At 73.4% G+C, this 13,053-nt stretch carries 12 protein-coding genes; 6 read left to right on the top strand and 6 right to left on the bottom strand.

Annotation, left to right across the window (positions count from 1 at the left end):
• Positions 1 to 24 precede the first annotated feature (24 nt).
• Positions 25 to 1,617, top strand: coding sequence for an alpha/beta hydrolase (locus ACIBK9_RS23415; RefSeq protein ID WP_397161041.1), 1,593 nt, complete (start codon positions 25 to 27; stop codon positions 1,615 to 1,617).
• A gap of 36 nt (positions 1,618 to 1,653) precedes the next feature.
• On the top strand, positions 1,654 to 2,496 hold the full coding sequence (locus tag ACIBK9_RS23410) for a GNAT family N-acetyltransferase (protein ID WP_352319456.1): 843 nt from the start codon (positions 1,654 to 1,656) through the stop codon (positions 2,494 to 2,496).
• Between the two features lie 11 nt (positions 2,497 to 2,507).
• On the opposite strand, the gene ACIBK9_RS23405 is transcribed toward ACIBK9_RS23410, so the two are convergent.
• From ACIBK9_RS23405 to ACIBK9_RS23395, 3 genes are read right to left on the bottom strand one after another with little or no spacing between them, the layout of a single operon-like run.
• Positions 2,508 to 2,885, bottom strand: coding sequence for a DUF3037 domain-containing protein (locus ACIBK9_RS23405; protein ID WP_397161039.1), 378 nt, complete (start codon positions 2,883 to 2,885; stop codon positions 2,508 to 2,510).
• Positions 2,882 to 3,694 carry a HipA family kinase gene (locus tag ACIBK9_RS23400; protein ID WP_397161037.1) on the bottom strand — a complete coding sequence of 271 codons (813 nt, stop codon included), beginning with the start codon at positions 3,692 to 3,694 and terminating at the stop codon, positions 2,882 to 2,884. Before ACIBK9_RS23400 ends, ACIBK9_RS23405 begins: the two co-directional genes overlap by 4 nt.
• A 49-nt stretch (positions 3,695 to 3,743) precedes the next feature.
• Entirely contained in the window at positions 3,744 to 4,922 is a 1,179-nt protein-coding gene (locus tag ACIBK9_RS23395; protein ID WP_397161035.1) for an FAD-dependent oxidoreductase, read from the bottom strand.
• 62 nt (positions 4,923 to 4,984) lie between these two features.
• On the opposite strand from ACIBK9_RS23395, the gene ACIBK9_RS23390 reads away from it, so the two are divergent.
• Positions 4,985 to 5,440: a MarR family winged helix-turn-helix transcriptional regulator gene (locus ACIBK9_RS23390; protein ID WP_358298608.1), complete on the top strand. Its 456-nt coding sequence runs from the start codon at positions 4,985 to 4,987 to the stop codon at positions 5,438 to 5,440.
• Between the two features lie 99 nt (positions 5,441 to 5,539).
• On the opposite strand, the gene ACIBK9_RS23385 is transcribed toward ACIBK9_RS23390, so the two are convergent.
• Both ACIBK9_RS23385 and ACIBK9_RS23380 read right to left on the bottom strand, forming a co-directional pair.
• Positions 5,540 to 6,409 carry a TIGR03619 family F420-dependent LLM class oxidoreductase gene (locus ACIBK9_RS23385; RefSeq protein ID WP_358298607.1) on the bottom strand — a complete coding sequence of 290 codons (870 nt, stop codon included), beginning with the start codon at positions 6,407 to 6,409 and terminating at the stop codon, positions 5,540 to 5,542.
• A complete protein-coding gene (locus tag ACIBK9_RS23380; protein ID WP_397161032.1) occupies positions 6,406 to 7,653 on the bottom strand; it encodes an LLM class flavin-dependent oxidoreductase in 1,248 nt (415 codons plus the stop codon). The genes ACIBK9_RS23385 and ACIBK9_RS23380 overlap by 4 nt, the downstream gene beginning before the upstream one ends.
• A gap of 86 nt (positions 7,654 to 7,739) precedes the next feature.
• On the opposite strand from ACIBK9_RS23380, the gene ACIBK9_RS23375 reads away from it, so the two are divergent.
• The 3 genes from ACIBK9_RS23375 (at position 7,740) to ACIBK9_RS23365 (ending at position 12,395) form a co-directional block, all read left to right on the top strand.
• Positions 7,740 to 8,561: a TIGR03619 family F420-dependent LLM class oxidoreductase gene (locus ACIBK9_RS23375; RefSeq protein WP_397161030.1), complete on the top strand. Its 822-nt coding sequence runs from the start codon at positions 7,740 to 7,742 to the stop codon at positions 8,559 to 8,561.
• A 9-nt stretch (positions 8,562 to 8,570) separates the two neighbouring features.
• Complete coding sequence (locus ACIBK9_RS23370; RefSeq protein WP_397161028.1) at positions 8,571 to 10,199, top strand: protein kinase; 1,629 nt, start codon at positions 8,571 to 8,573, stop codon at positions 10,197 to 10,199.
• Between the two features lie 108 nt (positions 10,200 to 10,307).
• Positions 10,308 to 12,395, top strand: a complete 2,088-nt coding sequence (locus ACIBK9_RS23365; protein WP_397161026.1) for a PASTA domain-containing protein — start codon at positions 10,308 to 10,310, stop codon at positions 12,393 to 12,395.
• A gap of 80 nt (positions 12,396 to 12,475) precedes the next feature.
• On the opposite strand, the gene ACIBK9_RS23360 is transcribed toward ACIBK9_RS23365, so the two are convergent.
• Positions 12,476 to 12,997 (bottom strand): TetR family transcriptional regulator, encoded by a 522-nt coding sequence (locus ACIBK9_RS23360; RefSeq protein ID WP_352362996.1) that lies wholly within the window; start codon positions 12,995 to 12,997, stop codon positions 12,476 to 12,478.
• Positions 12,998 to 13,053: the final 56 nt, after the last annotated feature.

The raw sequence follows: 13,053 nt of genomic DNA, 5'->3' as shown, positions 1-13,053 counted from the left end.
GCCATGACGAGGGGGAGGGGCTGGGTGAAGCGCGTATTCAGTGTTGCCGTCGGCATCGCGGTGCTGGTCGCCGGGGTTGTCAGCGCGGACGGTGTGGCGTCGGCCGGCAGGGGCGCGGCCTGGGGGGCGCAACAGGTGGTCTGGGGGCCGTGCCCGGCGAAGGAGGGCAAGACGGTCCGGGCCGACCTGGAGTGCGCCACCGTACGCGTGCCGCTCGACTACCGCGACCCCTGGGGCCAGTCGATCAAGCTGGCGATCAACCGCATCAAGGCCAAGGTGTCCAGGGACGGCAACCATCTCGGCACCCTGCTGATCAACCCGGGCGGCCCGGGGGCCTCGGGCCGTGACCTGACCGAGTTCGTCTCGAACGGGCTGCCGAACAGGCTGGGCGAGCGCTACGACGTCGTCGGGTTCGATCCGCGCGGGGTCGGCGGCAGCGAGCCGTCGCTCCACTGCGTGGACCCCGACACCTACTACCGGGCGCCGCGGCCCGACGCGGTGCCGCACACGGCCGGCGACGAGAGCAGGCTGCTGGCCAGGGCCGACGAGTACGCCACCCGCTGCGGCGACCTCTGGGCCTGGATGCTGCCGCACCTGACGACCGAGAACTCGGCCAGGGACATGGACACGATCAGGGCGGCGCTGGGCGAGGAGAAGATCAGCTACCTGGGCTACTCGTACGGCACCTACCTCGGGGCCGTCTACGCCACCCTGTTCCCGCAGCGGGTCAGGCGGCTGGTCATGGACAGCACGGTCAACCCCGAGGGCGTCTGGTACCGGTCGAACCTGAGCCAGGACGTCGCCTTCGAACGCCGCCACCGCGCCTTCCTGGCCTGGACGGCCCGGCACAACGACGTCTACCGGCTGGGCGGCACGCTGAAGCAGACCTCGTTCGCCTACTACGCGATGCGCGACCGGCTGCGCACCCGCCCGGCCGGCGGCGTGGTCGGGCCGAGCGAGCTGGACGACACCTTCACCCTCGGCGGGTACACCGACCGGGTGTGGCCGGAGTTCGCCCGCGCCTGGTCCGCATACGTGCGCAAGGGCGACGTGCAGCCGCTGGTGGAGGCGTACAACCGGCGCGGCAAGAACGACGCCGACGACGAGAACGGCTACGCCGTCTACCTCGGCGTGCAGTGCCGCGACGCCGCGTGGCCGCGCGACTGGGCCAAGTGGCGCACCGACATGACCCGGCTCCACCACAGGGCGCCGTTCCTGACCTGGCCGAACGCCTGGTTCAACGCGCCCTGCGCGTTCTGGCCGGTCAAGGGCGGCACGCCGGTCGCGGTGCACGGCTCGCCGAAGCTGCCGCCGGTGTTGTTCCTGCAGTCGCGCGACGACGCCGCGACGCCGTACCGGGGGGCGCTGGCCATGCACCGGCGATTCCCGCGCAGCGGCATGGTGATCGACGAGGGCGGCAACCACGGCGTCTCGCTGGCCGGCAACCGGTGCGTGGACGGCCACCTCGCGGCGTACCTGGCCGACGGCACGCTGCCGGCCCGGACGGTGTCCTGCGCGGCCCTGCCGGACCCGGCTCCGGCCGCCCACATGGCCGCCCACATGGCCGCGCGCGGCGCGCAGGGTCACGATCGGCTCACCGACGTGCTGTCCCGGTGAGCTATTCGGGGGACGTTCGCGTAGTCTGACCATGTGATGCTGCGTACATCGGCGTCGCGCGTGCTCGACGACAGCGACCGGGACGAGGTTCTCGCCCTGCTTGACTGCGATCCGGTCGCCAACGTCTTCGTCTCCTCCCGGGTGCGGGCCGTCGGACTCAATCCGGCACGCCTCGGGGGGCAGATGTGGGGATTCGGGCCGCGCGGCGGGCTCGTGTCGCTCTGTTACGCCGGCGCGAACATGGTGCCGGTCAACGCCGGCCCCGAGGCCGTGCACGCGTTCGCCGACCGTGCCCGCAAGCAGGGGCGCAGGTGCTCGTCCATCGTGGGCCCCGTCGAGGCGGTGTCCCTGCTGTGGGAGCGGCTGGAGCCGCACTGGGGCAGGGCGCGGGCCATCCGGTGGGCGCAGCCGGTGATGGCGACCTCCAGCAAGGCTCCCGTGCCCGCCGATCCGCTGGTGCGCCGGGTGCGGCCCGAGGAGTTCGACATCGTGCTGCCGGCGTGCGTGGCGATGTTCACCGAGGAGGTGGGTGTCTCGCCCAACCTCGGCGACGGCGGCGCGCTCTACCGCACCCGGGTCGCCGAGCTGATCCGCATCGGCCGCTCCTACGCGCGCATCGACGACGGCCGGGTGGTGTTCAAGGCCGAGGTGGGCGCCGTCACGCCGCACGCCTGCCAGATCCAGGGCGTGTGGGTGGCCCCCGACCAGCGCGGCAAGGGCCACGCGGTGGCGGGCATGGCGGCGGTCGTGGAGGCGGCGATGAGCTGCTTCGCCCCCGTCGTGTCGCTCTACGTCAACGACTTCAACCACTCGGCGCGGGCCGTCTACCGCAAGGTGGGGTTCCGCGAGGTGGACACCTTCATGTCGGTGTTGTTCTGAGGGTGTGCGGCTTAGAGGCTGACCAGCTTGTCGAAGAGGCGGGCCAGCTCGGTGACGGGGTCGGCGGTGAGGCCGGCGTGCACCGGGCCGGTCTGGACGATCGTGCTGCGCGGTGCGGTCAGCCAGCGGAACCGGCCGCCCAGCGGCTCGCCCGCGAGGGGGCCCGGCCGGTCGCCGCAGGCCCGCTCGTAGGCGCTGAGCGCGTGGCGCACGCCGTCGAGGTCGGCGCCGGGGTCGAGGGCGCGCAGGCGGGCCGGGTCGAGGTGCACGCGTGCGCACAGATAGTCGCGCGGCTGGCAGTAGAGCAGCACGCCGGCGTTGATCAGCTCGCCGCGCTCGATCTTCGGCATGACGCGGATCACCGCGTACTCGTAGACGTCTCTGGTCACCGGCTGCCTCCCCGCCAGAACTCGCCGACCGAGCCGGGCCCCGCTGCCCTGCGTTCCTTGTCGGGGCCGCGCAGCAGCCATTCGCGCGGGCCGTGCGCCCGGCTCAGCAGATGCTCGATGTAGGCCTCCCGCACGGCCTGGGCCGAGTCGAAGCCCGGCTCGCCGTCGAGCCATTCGTCGGGTACCAGGGCCGTCACCTCGCCGAGCAGCTCGCGGGTGATCCGGCCGGCCAGGTCGTCGCCGGCGGCGAGCACGTCGGGCGCGAACGGCGCGAGCACGTGGTCGCCGGTGTCGAAGGGGCGCTGCGGGTCGGCCGTGCGCCAGTTGTGGTGGAACCACAGCGCCGCGCCGTGGTCGATGAGCCAGGTGTCGCGGTGCCAGACCAGCAGGTTGGGGTTGCGCCAGCTCCGGTCGATGTTGTGGATCAGCCCGTCGAACCAGACGACCCTGGAGGCGAACACCGGGTCGGGGATCCAGCCCAGCGGGTCGAACCCGAGCGCGCCGGGCAGGAAGTCGACCGCCAGGTTGAGGCCGGTGCTGGCCTTGAGGAGGTCCTGGACCTCCTCGTCGGGCTCGCGGACGCCGAGCTGCGGGTCGAGGTCGATGAGCTTGAGCTCGGGGGTGCGCAGCCCCAGCCGGCGGCCCAGCTCGGCGGCGATGATCTCCGCGACGAGCACCCGCCGGCCCTGCCCCGCCTCGCGGAACTTCACCACGTACGTGCCGAGGTCGTCGGCCTCGACGACGCCAGGCAGCGACCCGCCCTCCCGCAGCGGGGTCACATATCGGGTGGCTGCGATCTTTTCCAGCACGGGACGAGGCTATCGTCCCCCTGGCCCCCATCCGTAACTCCGGGCCGGTTCAACGCGCCGGTGGCCGGACAGGACGGGCGAAAGGCGCGAACGGCTGCTGCAACGAGGCTTCGACGGCGGTGAACGCGTAGTCGAGCATGGCGTGCTCGTAGGCCGTCTTCGCCTCGGCGAGCGGGCGGCCTGCGGCGGCGGCCGCGGCCAGACCCGCGCTCAGGATGTGGGCGTCGCGCAGCGCGACGTTCGCGCCCTCGCCGCGTCCCGGGCTCATGCTGTGCACGGCGTCGCCGAGCAGGGTCACCGCGGGCTCGTCCCAGGGGCGTACGCGCCGGGCCGAGTGGGTGTGCACCAGGAACGTCGCCTCGGGGTCGGCGAGCTCGACGATCCGGCGCACGCCCTCGTGCCAGCCGGCGACCGTGGCGAGCGCGAGCCGGTGCAGGGCGGCGGGGGAGGTGTCGTCCGGCCGGGGGCCTGGGGCGGTCAGCGTCCAGGAGAAGTAGCCGGGGACGTCGGTCAGCTCCACGCCGGGGGCGTGCCGGGCGGCGGCCTCGGCCACCGGCGCGCAGGGGCGGCAGGTGGCGACCGAGATCGCGGTGTGGTCGGGCGCGGTGACCCGGTTGAAGGTGTCGACCAGGTCGGGAGGCGTGGCGGCCAGCAGGTCGGGGGTCAGGACGGTCCTGCCGTACAGGGCCCAGTCGAGCCGGTCCACGACGGCGTCGGGGAGGAGCTGGGCGCGGACGCGGGAGCCGACGCCGTCCGCGCCGGCGAGCAGGTCGCCGTCCAGGGCGGAGCCGTCGGCGAGGTGGGCGCGGACGCGGTCGCCGGGCAGCGGTTCGTACCGGGTGAACTCGGTGCCGAAGCGCACGTCGAGGCCGGACAGCAGGATCTCGCGCAGGGTGAGCCGGTTGACGCCGAAGCCGTCCACGCCGGGGAGCTGGGGCGGGACGTCCTTGGAGAACTTGGGGACCAGCCGGGTGTCCATGAACGTCATGCGGGTGGCCGGGCGGATGGAGGTGGCCACGGCCAGGTCGTACAGGCCAGGGGGCAGGCACGCGCGCAGCGCCGCGGCGCCGGTCTCCTTGAGGCTGATGCGGTAACCCTGGGGGCGGTGGCCGGCCGAGGGGTCGCGCTCCAGGACGGTGGCCTGGAAACCCGCCTTGCGCAGGCCCTGAGCCAGGGATAAGCCGCCGATGCCGCCTCCTGCGACGATGACGTGGGCAGAGGTGTCCATGAATCCGACGATAGACGATAGCTGTCGCGACAGTAAATGCTTGCGCCAGCTATTCTGGTCGCGTGACCGACGATCGTTTGCCGCCGCCGTTCGAACTGGTGCTGGGCGGCGGGTCGCTGCTCGTGCAGGTGGGGCGGGAGCTCAACACCGAGACCGAGCGCCGCCTGGCGCCGCTCGGGCTCACGGCGCAGCAGGCGGCGCTGCTGCTGCACGCGGCGGGCGGGCGCAGCACGCCCGGCGTGCTGAAGGGCCGGCTCGGCACGGACACGGCCGGGATGACCCGGCTGCTGGACCGGCTGGAGGCCAAGGGGCTGCTGCGGCGGGTCCGGCGGCCCGAGGACCGGCGCTCGGTCGTCATCGAGCTGACGGACGAGGGGCACGCGCTGGTGCCGCGCCTGCCGCCGATCTTCGGCGGGGTCAGCCGCCAGGTCTTCTCGGGCTTCTCCGGGGAGGAGATCGAGCAGGTCACGGGCATGCTGCGGCGGATCATGGCCAACCTGGCCGAAGGGGGATCGTGACCGGGGCGCGCGCGTGCCGCGCTCCCGGCCAGGATCGTCGGGGGTTCTGAGGCTCCGGGGGTTCCGGAGCTCTGGTTCTGGGGGGCCGGGCCTTCGGGGTCAGAGTTTGGCGATGACCTCCTCGGCGAAGCGCTCCATCGTGGCGATCTTGAGTTCGAGGCTGTCCTCGCCGTACCGGGCCTTCTCCTCGGGGGTGGCCAGCCACCAGGGGGCGGCCATGGTGGCGGTCACGCCCTTGGCGGCGAAGCGGCGGTAGGTCTCGGCGTCCGGCAGCACGGCCAGCGGGGCGACGATGTCGAACGGGCCCGTCCTGCCGTTCTCGTCGAGGTGCCGGCGGAGGGTGTCGAGCACCGGGTCGAGCTGCTCCTCGGTGTAGATGCGGTTGCCCAGCCAGCCGTCGCCGAAGCGGGCGGCCCGGCGCAGCGCCGCCTCGCTGTCCCCGCCCACGTAGACGGGCACGGGCCCGGCCGGCGTGGGGGAGATCGACAGCGGCGGCAGGCCGTCCAGCTCGACGGTCTCGCCGGACCACAGGGCGCGCAGCGTGGGCAGCATCCGGTCGAGGCGGCGGCCCCGGGTGTGGAAGTCCTGGCCGGTGCCGGCGAACTCCTCCTCGCACCACCCCACCCCGACCCCGAACGTCACCCGTTCCCGCGACAGCACCGCCGCCGTGGAGACCAGCTTGGCCACGGTGAACAGGTCGCGGGCCGGGGCGATGTAGACGTTCGGCGAGAAGCGCAGCGTCGTGGTCGCCGTGGCCATCGCGCCGATCGTCACCCACACGTCGGGCCAGTGCGTCTCGGCGTCCCACCGGGGCGCGCCCGACCGCGAGTACGGGTACCGCGAGGCGAAGTCGGCGTAGAACAGGTGGTCCGACAGCGTGAAGGTGTCGAAGCCGCAGCGCTCGGCCGCCCGCGCCAGCTCCACGAACTGGTCGGTCGGGACGAACGAGGCCCCCAGCCACATCTTCATCGGAACTCCGGCGCGACCTTGGTGGCGAACATCTCCAGGTTCCGCTTGACCGTGTCCAGCGGGAGCACGCCCTGCTGCCCCTGCATGTACAGGCCGAACCACTCCAGGTCCGGCATGCGGTCGAGCATGCGCTGGATGCCGCGCTTGACGTCGTCCGGCGTGCCGAACAGGGCCATCTCCACGTCGTTCATGCGCTTGGCGTCGCCCTTCTCGGGGGAGATCGGCTTGTGCTTCTCGTCCTCCTTCTTGCGTAGCACCTCCAGGTAGCCGAAGGGGCCGAAGAAGGCGGCGAAGTCCTTGGGGATGCTGCGGCCGAAGGTGTTGATCGCCTCTTCGGTGGTGTCCGCGATGCCGACGATCTTCAGGATGCCGGTGTGCTCGCCCAGCTTGTAGTGGCGGCCCTGCCGGGCCGACTCCTCCTGGTAGAGCTTGGCCTTGGCGGCGTGGTCGTCGGGGTTGGGGGTGAACATCCACGGCAGGATGTCCTCCTGCGCGGCCCTGATCACCGACCGGTCGGAGATCGTGAACGGCTGCCACAACTCCGGATGCGGGTTCTGGTACGGCCGGGGGCAGACCGAGATGGCCTGGATCTTCCCGTCGTCGGAGACCTCGCCGGGCGCCCCGAAGGTCTTGGTCCATTCCATCGCGGGCCAGCCCTCGATACCGTCGAAGGGGTATGGCACCTCGTAGTCCAGCACGTCGGACTTGTAGCGGAGGGTCTCCTGCGTCCAGGCCATCTTCATGATCTTCAGCACCTCGCCGAAGACGTCGAAGTTCCGCGTGTCCGAGGCCGAGCCGTCGGAGCGGGCGGCGGCGGCGTGCCAGCGCTGGCCGAGGACGTTCATCCAGCGGTTCTGGTAACCCCGGGCCACGCCGAGCCGCAGCCGGCCCTTGCTGAACTGGTCGAGCAGCGCCACGTCCTCGGCGGCCCTGATCGGGTCCCAGGCGGGCAGCACCATGCCGAGTGGGGCGAGCAGGATGCGCTCGGTCCGCGCGGCGAGATCGGTGAGGAACATCAGCGGATTGACCGAGAACTCCATCCCCTCGGAGTGGAAGTGGTGCTCGGTCATCATCAGCGCGTCGAACCCGATCTGGTCGGCGTGGACGGCTATCTCCCGCACCTCGTGCAGCAGCCGCTGATACGACTCTGTGTCGCGTCCGATGGGACGCCGTGCCTTGGCGTTCTCCTCGGCCGCGTATCCAGAGCCTGGAATCTGCGGATTCAGGAAGATAGAGAACTTCACCGGGAACCTCTTTCCGCGGACGTCGCCTTGCAAGCTACCCTGGAAATCTTAGCCGAGCAATCGCTTGGTTGACATGAGGAGGCCGTATGAGGCTGGGTGTCACGATGTTCGCCACGGATCTGGCCATGCCGGTCCAGGACCTCGCGGCCGCGGCCGAGGAGCGCGGGTTCGACTCGCTCTACCTGCCCGAGCACACCCACATCCCGGTCAGCCGCCGCACGCCGCCCGCCGGCGGCCAGGCCGAGCTGCCCGAGGAGTACAAGCGCACCCTGGACCCGCTGGTCGCGCTCTCCTTCGCCGCCGCCGCGACCCGGCGGCTGCGCGTCGGCACCGGCATCCTGCTCGCCGCCCAGCGCGACCCGATCGTGACCGCCAAGGCCCTGGCCACGCTCGACCACCTGTCCGGCGGGCGCGTGGTGGTCGGCGTCGGGTTCGGGTGGAACGTCGAGGAGATCGAGAACCACGGCGTGCCGTACGGGCGGCGGCGCGAGGTCGCCCGGCGCAACGTGCTGGCCATGCGGGCCTTCTGGCGGGACGAGGTGGCCGCCGTCGAAGGGCTCGAACCGTCCTGGTCGTGGCCCAAGCCCGCGCACGACCTGCCCGTCTACCTCGGCGGGGCCGCCGGGCCGAAGCTGTTCGCGCACATCGCCGAGTACGGCGACGGCTGGATGCCCATCGGCGGCAAGGGCGTCAAGGACGCCCTGCCCGCGCTGCGCGAGGCGTGCGAGAAGGCCGGGCGGCCGATGGCCAGGGTGATCCCGTTCGGGACGCTGCCCACCAGGGAGAAGCTGGACCACTTCGCCGGGCTCGGCATCGAGGAGGCCGTGGCCACCCTGCCGAGCGGCCCGGCCGACGTCGTCCTGCGCGCCCTCGACGGCTACGCCGCGCTGCTGCAGGCGGTGTCATAATGACGCCCTATGTCCGAGCTCCATGCTGATGATCCCCGACAGCTGGGGGAGTACCGGCTCTCGCGCAGGCTCGGGCAGGGCGGCCAGGGCGTCGTCTTCCTCGGTCACTCGGCGGCCGGGGGGCAGGTCGCGATCAAGCTGCTGCACGCGAGCGTGTCCAAGGACGCCGACGTGCGGCGCAGGTTCCTCGGCGAGGTGGAGGCGGTGCGCCGGGTCGCGGCCTTCTGCACCGCCCAGCTCCTCGACGCCGACCTCGACGGCGACCGGCCCTACCTGGTCAGCGAGTACGTCGAAGGGCCCTCGCTGGGCGAGCACGTGATGGCCGGTGGGCCGCGGCGCGGCGGCTCGCTCGACCGGCTGGCCATCGGCACCGCCACCGCCCTGGGGGCGATCCACCGGGCGGGGGTCGTGCACCGGGACCTGAAGCCGGGCAACGTGCTGCTCAGCCTCGACGGGCCGCGGGTGATCGACTTCGGGGTGTCCCGGCTCATGGACGCCGCCGCCACCACGACCAGGTCGCCCATCGGCACGCCGGCCTACCTGTCGCCCGAGCGCATCAGCGGGGAGGCTGCGGGGCCGCCCGCGGACATGTGGGCGTGGGGGCTGACCGTGGCGTACACGGCCGGGGGGCGGCACGCGTACATGGCGGACACCTACCAGGAGGTCCTGGCCCGGATCCTGTACGGCAAGCCGGATCTGCGCGGGTTGTCGGGGCGGCTGCGGGAGATCGTGGAGGCGTGCCTGGCCCACGACCCGCGCGACCGTCCGGACGCCGAGGAGACGTTGCGCGCGCTGCTCGGCCAGGACGGCGGAACGGGCGACGTCCTGCCCTCCGGCGCCCAAGCCGCCGCCCCGGCCCCGCCGCCCCCCTTCCCGCATACCACCCCCACCCTCGACAGAACCCCCACCACCGCGCCCCGCCCCTCTCCGGAAGACGCGCCCGCCACAGTCCCCTGGCACTCTCCCGGGGGATCCCGCGCGCCCCGCCTCTCTCCGGAAGCGACGCCCCCCACAACCCCCTGGCCCTCCCCCGAAAGGCCCTCCGCCCGCGCGCCCGGGAGAGCGCCCACTGCACCTCTCGAAGGGACGCCCGCCGTCGCGGCCGGGGGACCCTCCTTCACTCCCCCCGAAGGGACGCCCGCCGGCGCGGGGCGCAGGTCGTGGCGGAGGTGGCAGGTGGTCGTGGCGGTGGCCGGGGTCGCGATGGGGGTCGCCGGTCTCGTGTTCTGGTTGCGCGCGTCCCAAGGACCCGGCCTGGACGGCCCCGGGAAGGGGACGTCCCAGCACAGCCCCACCCCCACCACCGGGAAACCGGACGCGACGCGCGCCCCCCTGGACGGCACCTGGACGGGATCGGCCGAGCACCCCACGGCCGGCCGGGTCTTCCCGGTCGAGCTGCGCCTGCGCGCCGGCGGCGCATCCACCATGCGCTGGGGCGCCGACCTGCACTGTTCCGGCCGGCTCACCCCCACCAGGAGCGCCGTCGTGTTCGCTCTCGGCCAGGTCAAGGGCCAGGCGTGCCACGCCGGGACGGTCCGCATCGTCCCCTCGGACGACCCCAACCGGTTCCAGGTCAAGGTGACCCGGTCCGACACCGGCGCCGTCATGTACTCGGGCCGGCTCTCCCGCGCCTCCTGACCGGCTGTGTCACGGTCAGGCGGCGATTGCCGTGCACACTGTTGACTGAACGCCGCCCGTTGCCTTCAGTGGAGAGCAAGAAGGGGTGGCGGCGAGGGGAGGCGCCCCGTGCCGACGGCGCAGCCGCTGAGAACGGGGGACCCGCACAGGCTCGGCGAGTACGAGCTCGCCGGGCGGCTGGGTGAAGGCGGACAGGGCGCGGTGTTCCTCGGTTCGCGAAGCGGCGAGAGGTACGCGGTCAAGCTGCTGCACGGGCCCGTGGGGGACGAGCAAGGGGCGTTCCTGCGGGAGGTGGAGCTGGCCAAGCATGTGGCGAGGTTCTGCACGGCCCAGGTGATCGACGCCGGGTTCGACGAGGGCCGGCCGTACATCGTGAGCGAGTACGTCGACGGGCCCTCGCTGCACCGGGAGGTCTCGCTGACCGGGCCGCGGCACGGCGGCGCGCTGGAGCGGCTGGCGGTCGGCACCGCGACCGCGCTGGCCGCGATCCACCGGGCGGGCATCGTGCACCGGGACTTCAAGCCGCAGAACGTGCTGCTCGGGCCGGACGGGCCGCGGGTGATCGACTTCGGCCTGGCCAGGGCGCTGGACGCGGCGGCCACGGTGACGAACAGGGGCGTGGGCACGCCGGCGTACATGGCTCCCGAGCAGATCACCGCCTCGGCCGTGACGGGGGCGGCCGACGTCTTCTCCTGGGGCGCGACGATGTGCTTCGCGGCCAACGCGAGCGCGCCGTTCGGGCAGGACTCGGTGGCGCCGGTGCTGCACCGCATCCTGACCGCGCCGCCCGAGTTGGGCCGGCTGGACGGGCGGCTGCGGGTGCTGGTCGCCGCCTGCCTGGACAAGGACGTCAGGAACCGGCCCTCCAGCAGGGAACTGCTGCTCGCGCTGCTCGGCGAGCCGGACTCTGGGTACGGCGACGTGCCGCTGGTCCCCGGGCAACGTCCGCCGGTGCCGCTGGCCGAGCCCGAGGTCACCGGCGTGGCCGGCGCCTACCACCTGCGCTCCCGCACGGGCGCCGGCCCGGAACCCCCCACGTCCACCGGCCCGACGACCCCGACGACCCCGACGACCCCGACGACCCCGCCGGACCCGACGGCGCCGGCCGAGGCGCCCCCGCGAGGCCCGAGGACGCCGGACGAGGCCGGCCCGCCGGACGGCCCGAGGACGCCGGACAGCCCGAGGACGTCGGACGGCCTGCTGACGCGGGCCGGGACGGGCGGGCCGGACCGGCAGGGCCGGGGACGCGGGGCCGGGTGGGTGCAGGCGGTCGTGGCGGTGTGCGCGGCGCTGCTGGTGACCGCGGTCGTCCTCACCGTGATCGTGCCCGCGCTCAACGGCCATCGCTCCGGCCAGGCGTCCGTGCTGCCGCCGAACCCGCCCACCCCGGCGCGCTCGGCGCACGCCTCCTCGCGTCCGGGCGGGAAGCCGGCGGAGCGGCAGCGCGTGCCCACCGTCGCGCCCGCCGTCGAGCCCACTGTCGAACCCACGGGCGAACCGACCGGTGAGCCGACAGCCGGGCGGCCGGTGACGGTCGTGGTCCCGCCGCTGACCGGCCTGGGCCGGGCCGACGCGGTCAAGGCGCTCAAGCAGGCCGGGCTGACCGTCGGCACGGTCACCAGAACCGACTCGCCGCGGGAGATCGGCCGGGTGCTGGGCAGCCGTCCGGCGGCCGGCACGGTGGTGGGCCGGGGCGGCGCGGTCGCGCTGGAGGTGTCGGCGGGGGTGCCGGTGCCGTCCGTGATCGGACGGCAGCGCAAGGCGGCCGAGGCGGCGCTCACCGCCGCCGGGCTCGCGGCGGGGACGGTCACCCGGGCCTGCTCCGACCAGCCGGACGGCCAGGTCCTCGCGACGCGGCCGGAGGCCGGCGCGCGCCTGCCGGGCGGCGCGACGGTGGCGCTCACGGTGGCCCGCCAGGGCGTGGAGGTGCCGTCGGTGGTGGGTCGGCCCCGCGCCGACGGCCGGGCCGACCTGGTCGCGGCCGGCTTCACGGTACGGTCCCGCGCCCAGGTCGTGGACGACGACGCCAAGGCGGACACCGTCCTGAGCCAGAGCCTGACCCCGGGCACCTGTGCCGCGCCCGGCGACGTGGTGGTGATCACGGTCGGCGTCGCCGGCCAGTCCGGCGGCCCCGGCCCCGAGGAGCCCACGCAGACCCCGACCGGCCCCGCCACCGACCCCTCGACCGGCCTGTAGCCGCCGCCGGCGCGCCCGCAAGCGCCGGGGAGGCGGCGGGGAGGCGGCGGGGAGGTAGTGGAGAAGCGGTGGGGAAGCCGTCAGAAGGCCAGCGCGGACTCCAGCATGACCGCCGTGACCTGGTCCTCCGGCAGGTCCATGGTCTTGACCACGCCCCACTGCAGCGCCCCGAGCAGCGCCCAGCACCTGACCCTGGCCTCGGGGCCCGGGTTCTCGCCGGCGAGCTTGGCGAAGATCTCGTCCCTGAACGTGCCGACGACCGCGCGCTCGGAGCCGGGCGGCTGGCTGTCGTCGGCCGCCAGGTCCTCCATGAACAGGCGGATCACCGCGCGGTGCCGCACCGCGAAGACGGCCAGGGCCTCGACGAACGCCTTGCGGTCGGGGTGCTCGGTGTCGAGCAGCGTGATCATCTCGGCCGCGGCGGGGGAGAGCAGTTCGGAGGCCAGCCGGTCCTTGGGATGGAAGTGGTAGGCGACGGCGGTCTTGGTCAGCCCGACCGCGGCGGCGATGTCGGCCAGCGAGGTGCCCGCGTAGCCGCGCTCGGCGAACAGCTCGCGCGCGGCCGCCAGGATCCGGGAGCGGGTGTCGTCGGGTGTGGTCATCGTCTCATTTCCCACGGGATCCGGAATTTCCGATGTCCTCCGTTTTATCGTAGTCC

The organism is Nonomuraea sp. NPDC050227 (assembly GCF_044459705.1).
Lineage (GTDB): Bacteria > Actinomycetota > Actinomycetes > Streptosporangiales > Streptosporangiaceae > Nonomuraea.
Note: the sequence above shows the minus strand (reverse complement) of the source record. Positions and strands in the feature narration are given on the sequence as shown.

Coding starts and splice junctions, on each gene's coding strand:
- ACIBK9_RS23410 (WP_352319456.1), top strand. CDS start 1,654: ATGCTGCGTACATCGGCGTCGCGCGTGCTCGACGACAGCGACCGGGAC.
- ACIBK9_RS23395 (WP_397161035.1), bottom strand. CDS start 4,922: ATGGACACCTCTGCCCACGTCATCGTCGCAGGAGGCGGCATCGGCGGC.
- ACIBK9_RS23385 (WP_358298607.1), bottom strand. CDS start 6,409: ATGAAGATGTGGCTGGGGGCCTCGTTCGTCCCGACCGACCAGTTCGTG.
- ACIBK9_RS23375 (WP_397161030.1), top strand. CDS start 7,740: ATGAGGCTGGGTGTCACGATGTTCGCCACGGATCTGGCCATGCCGGTC.
- ACIBK9_RS23370 (WP_397161028.1), top strand. CDS start 8,571: ATGTCCGAGCTCCATGCTGATGATCCCCGACAGCTGGGGGAGTACCGG.
- ACIBK9_RS23360 (WP_352362996.1), bottom strand. CDS start 12,997: ATGACCACACCCGACGACACCCGCTCCCGGATCCTGGCGGCCGCGCGC.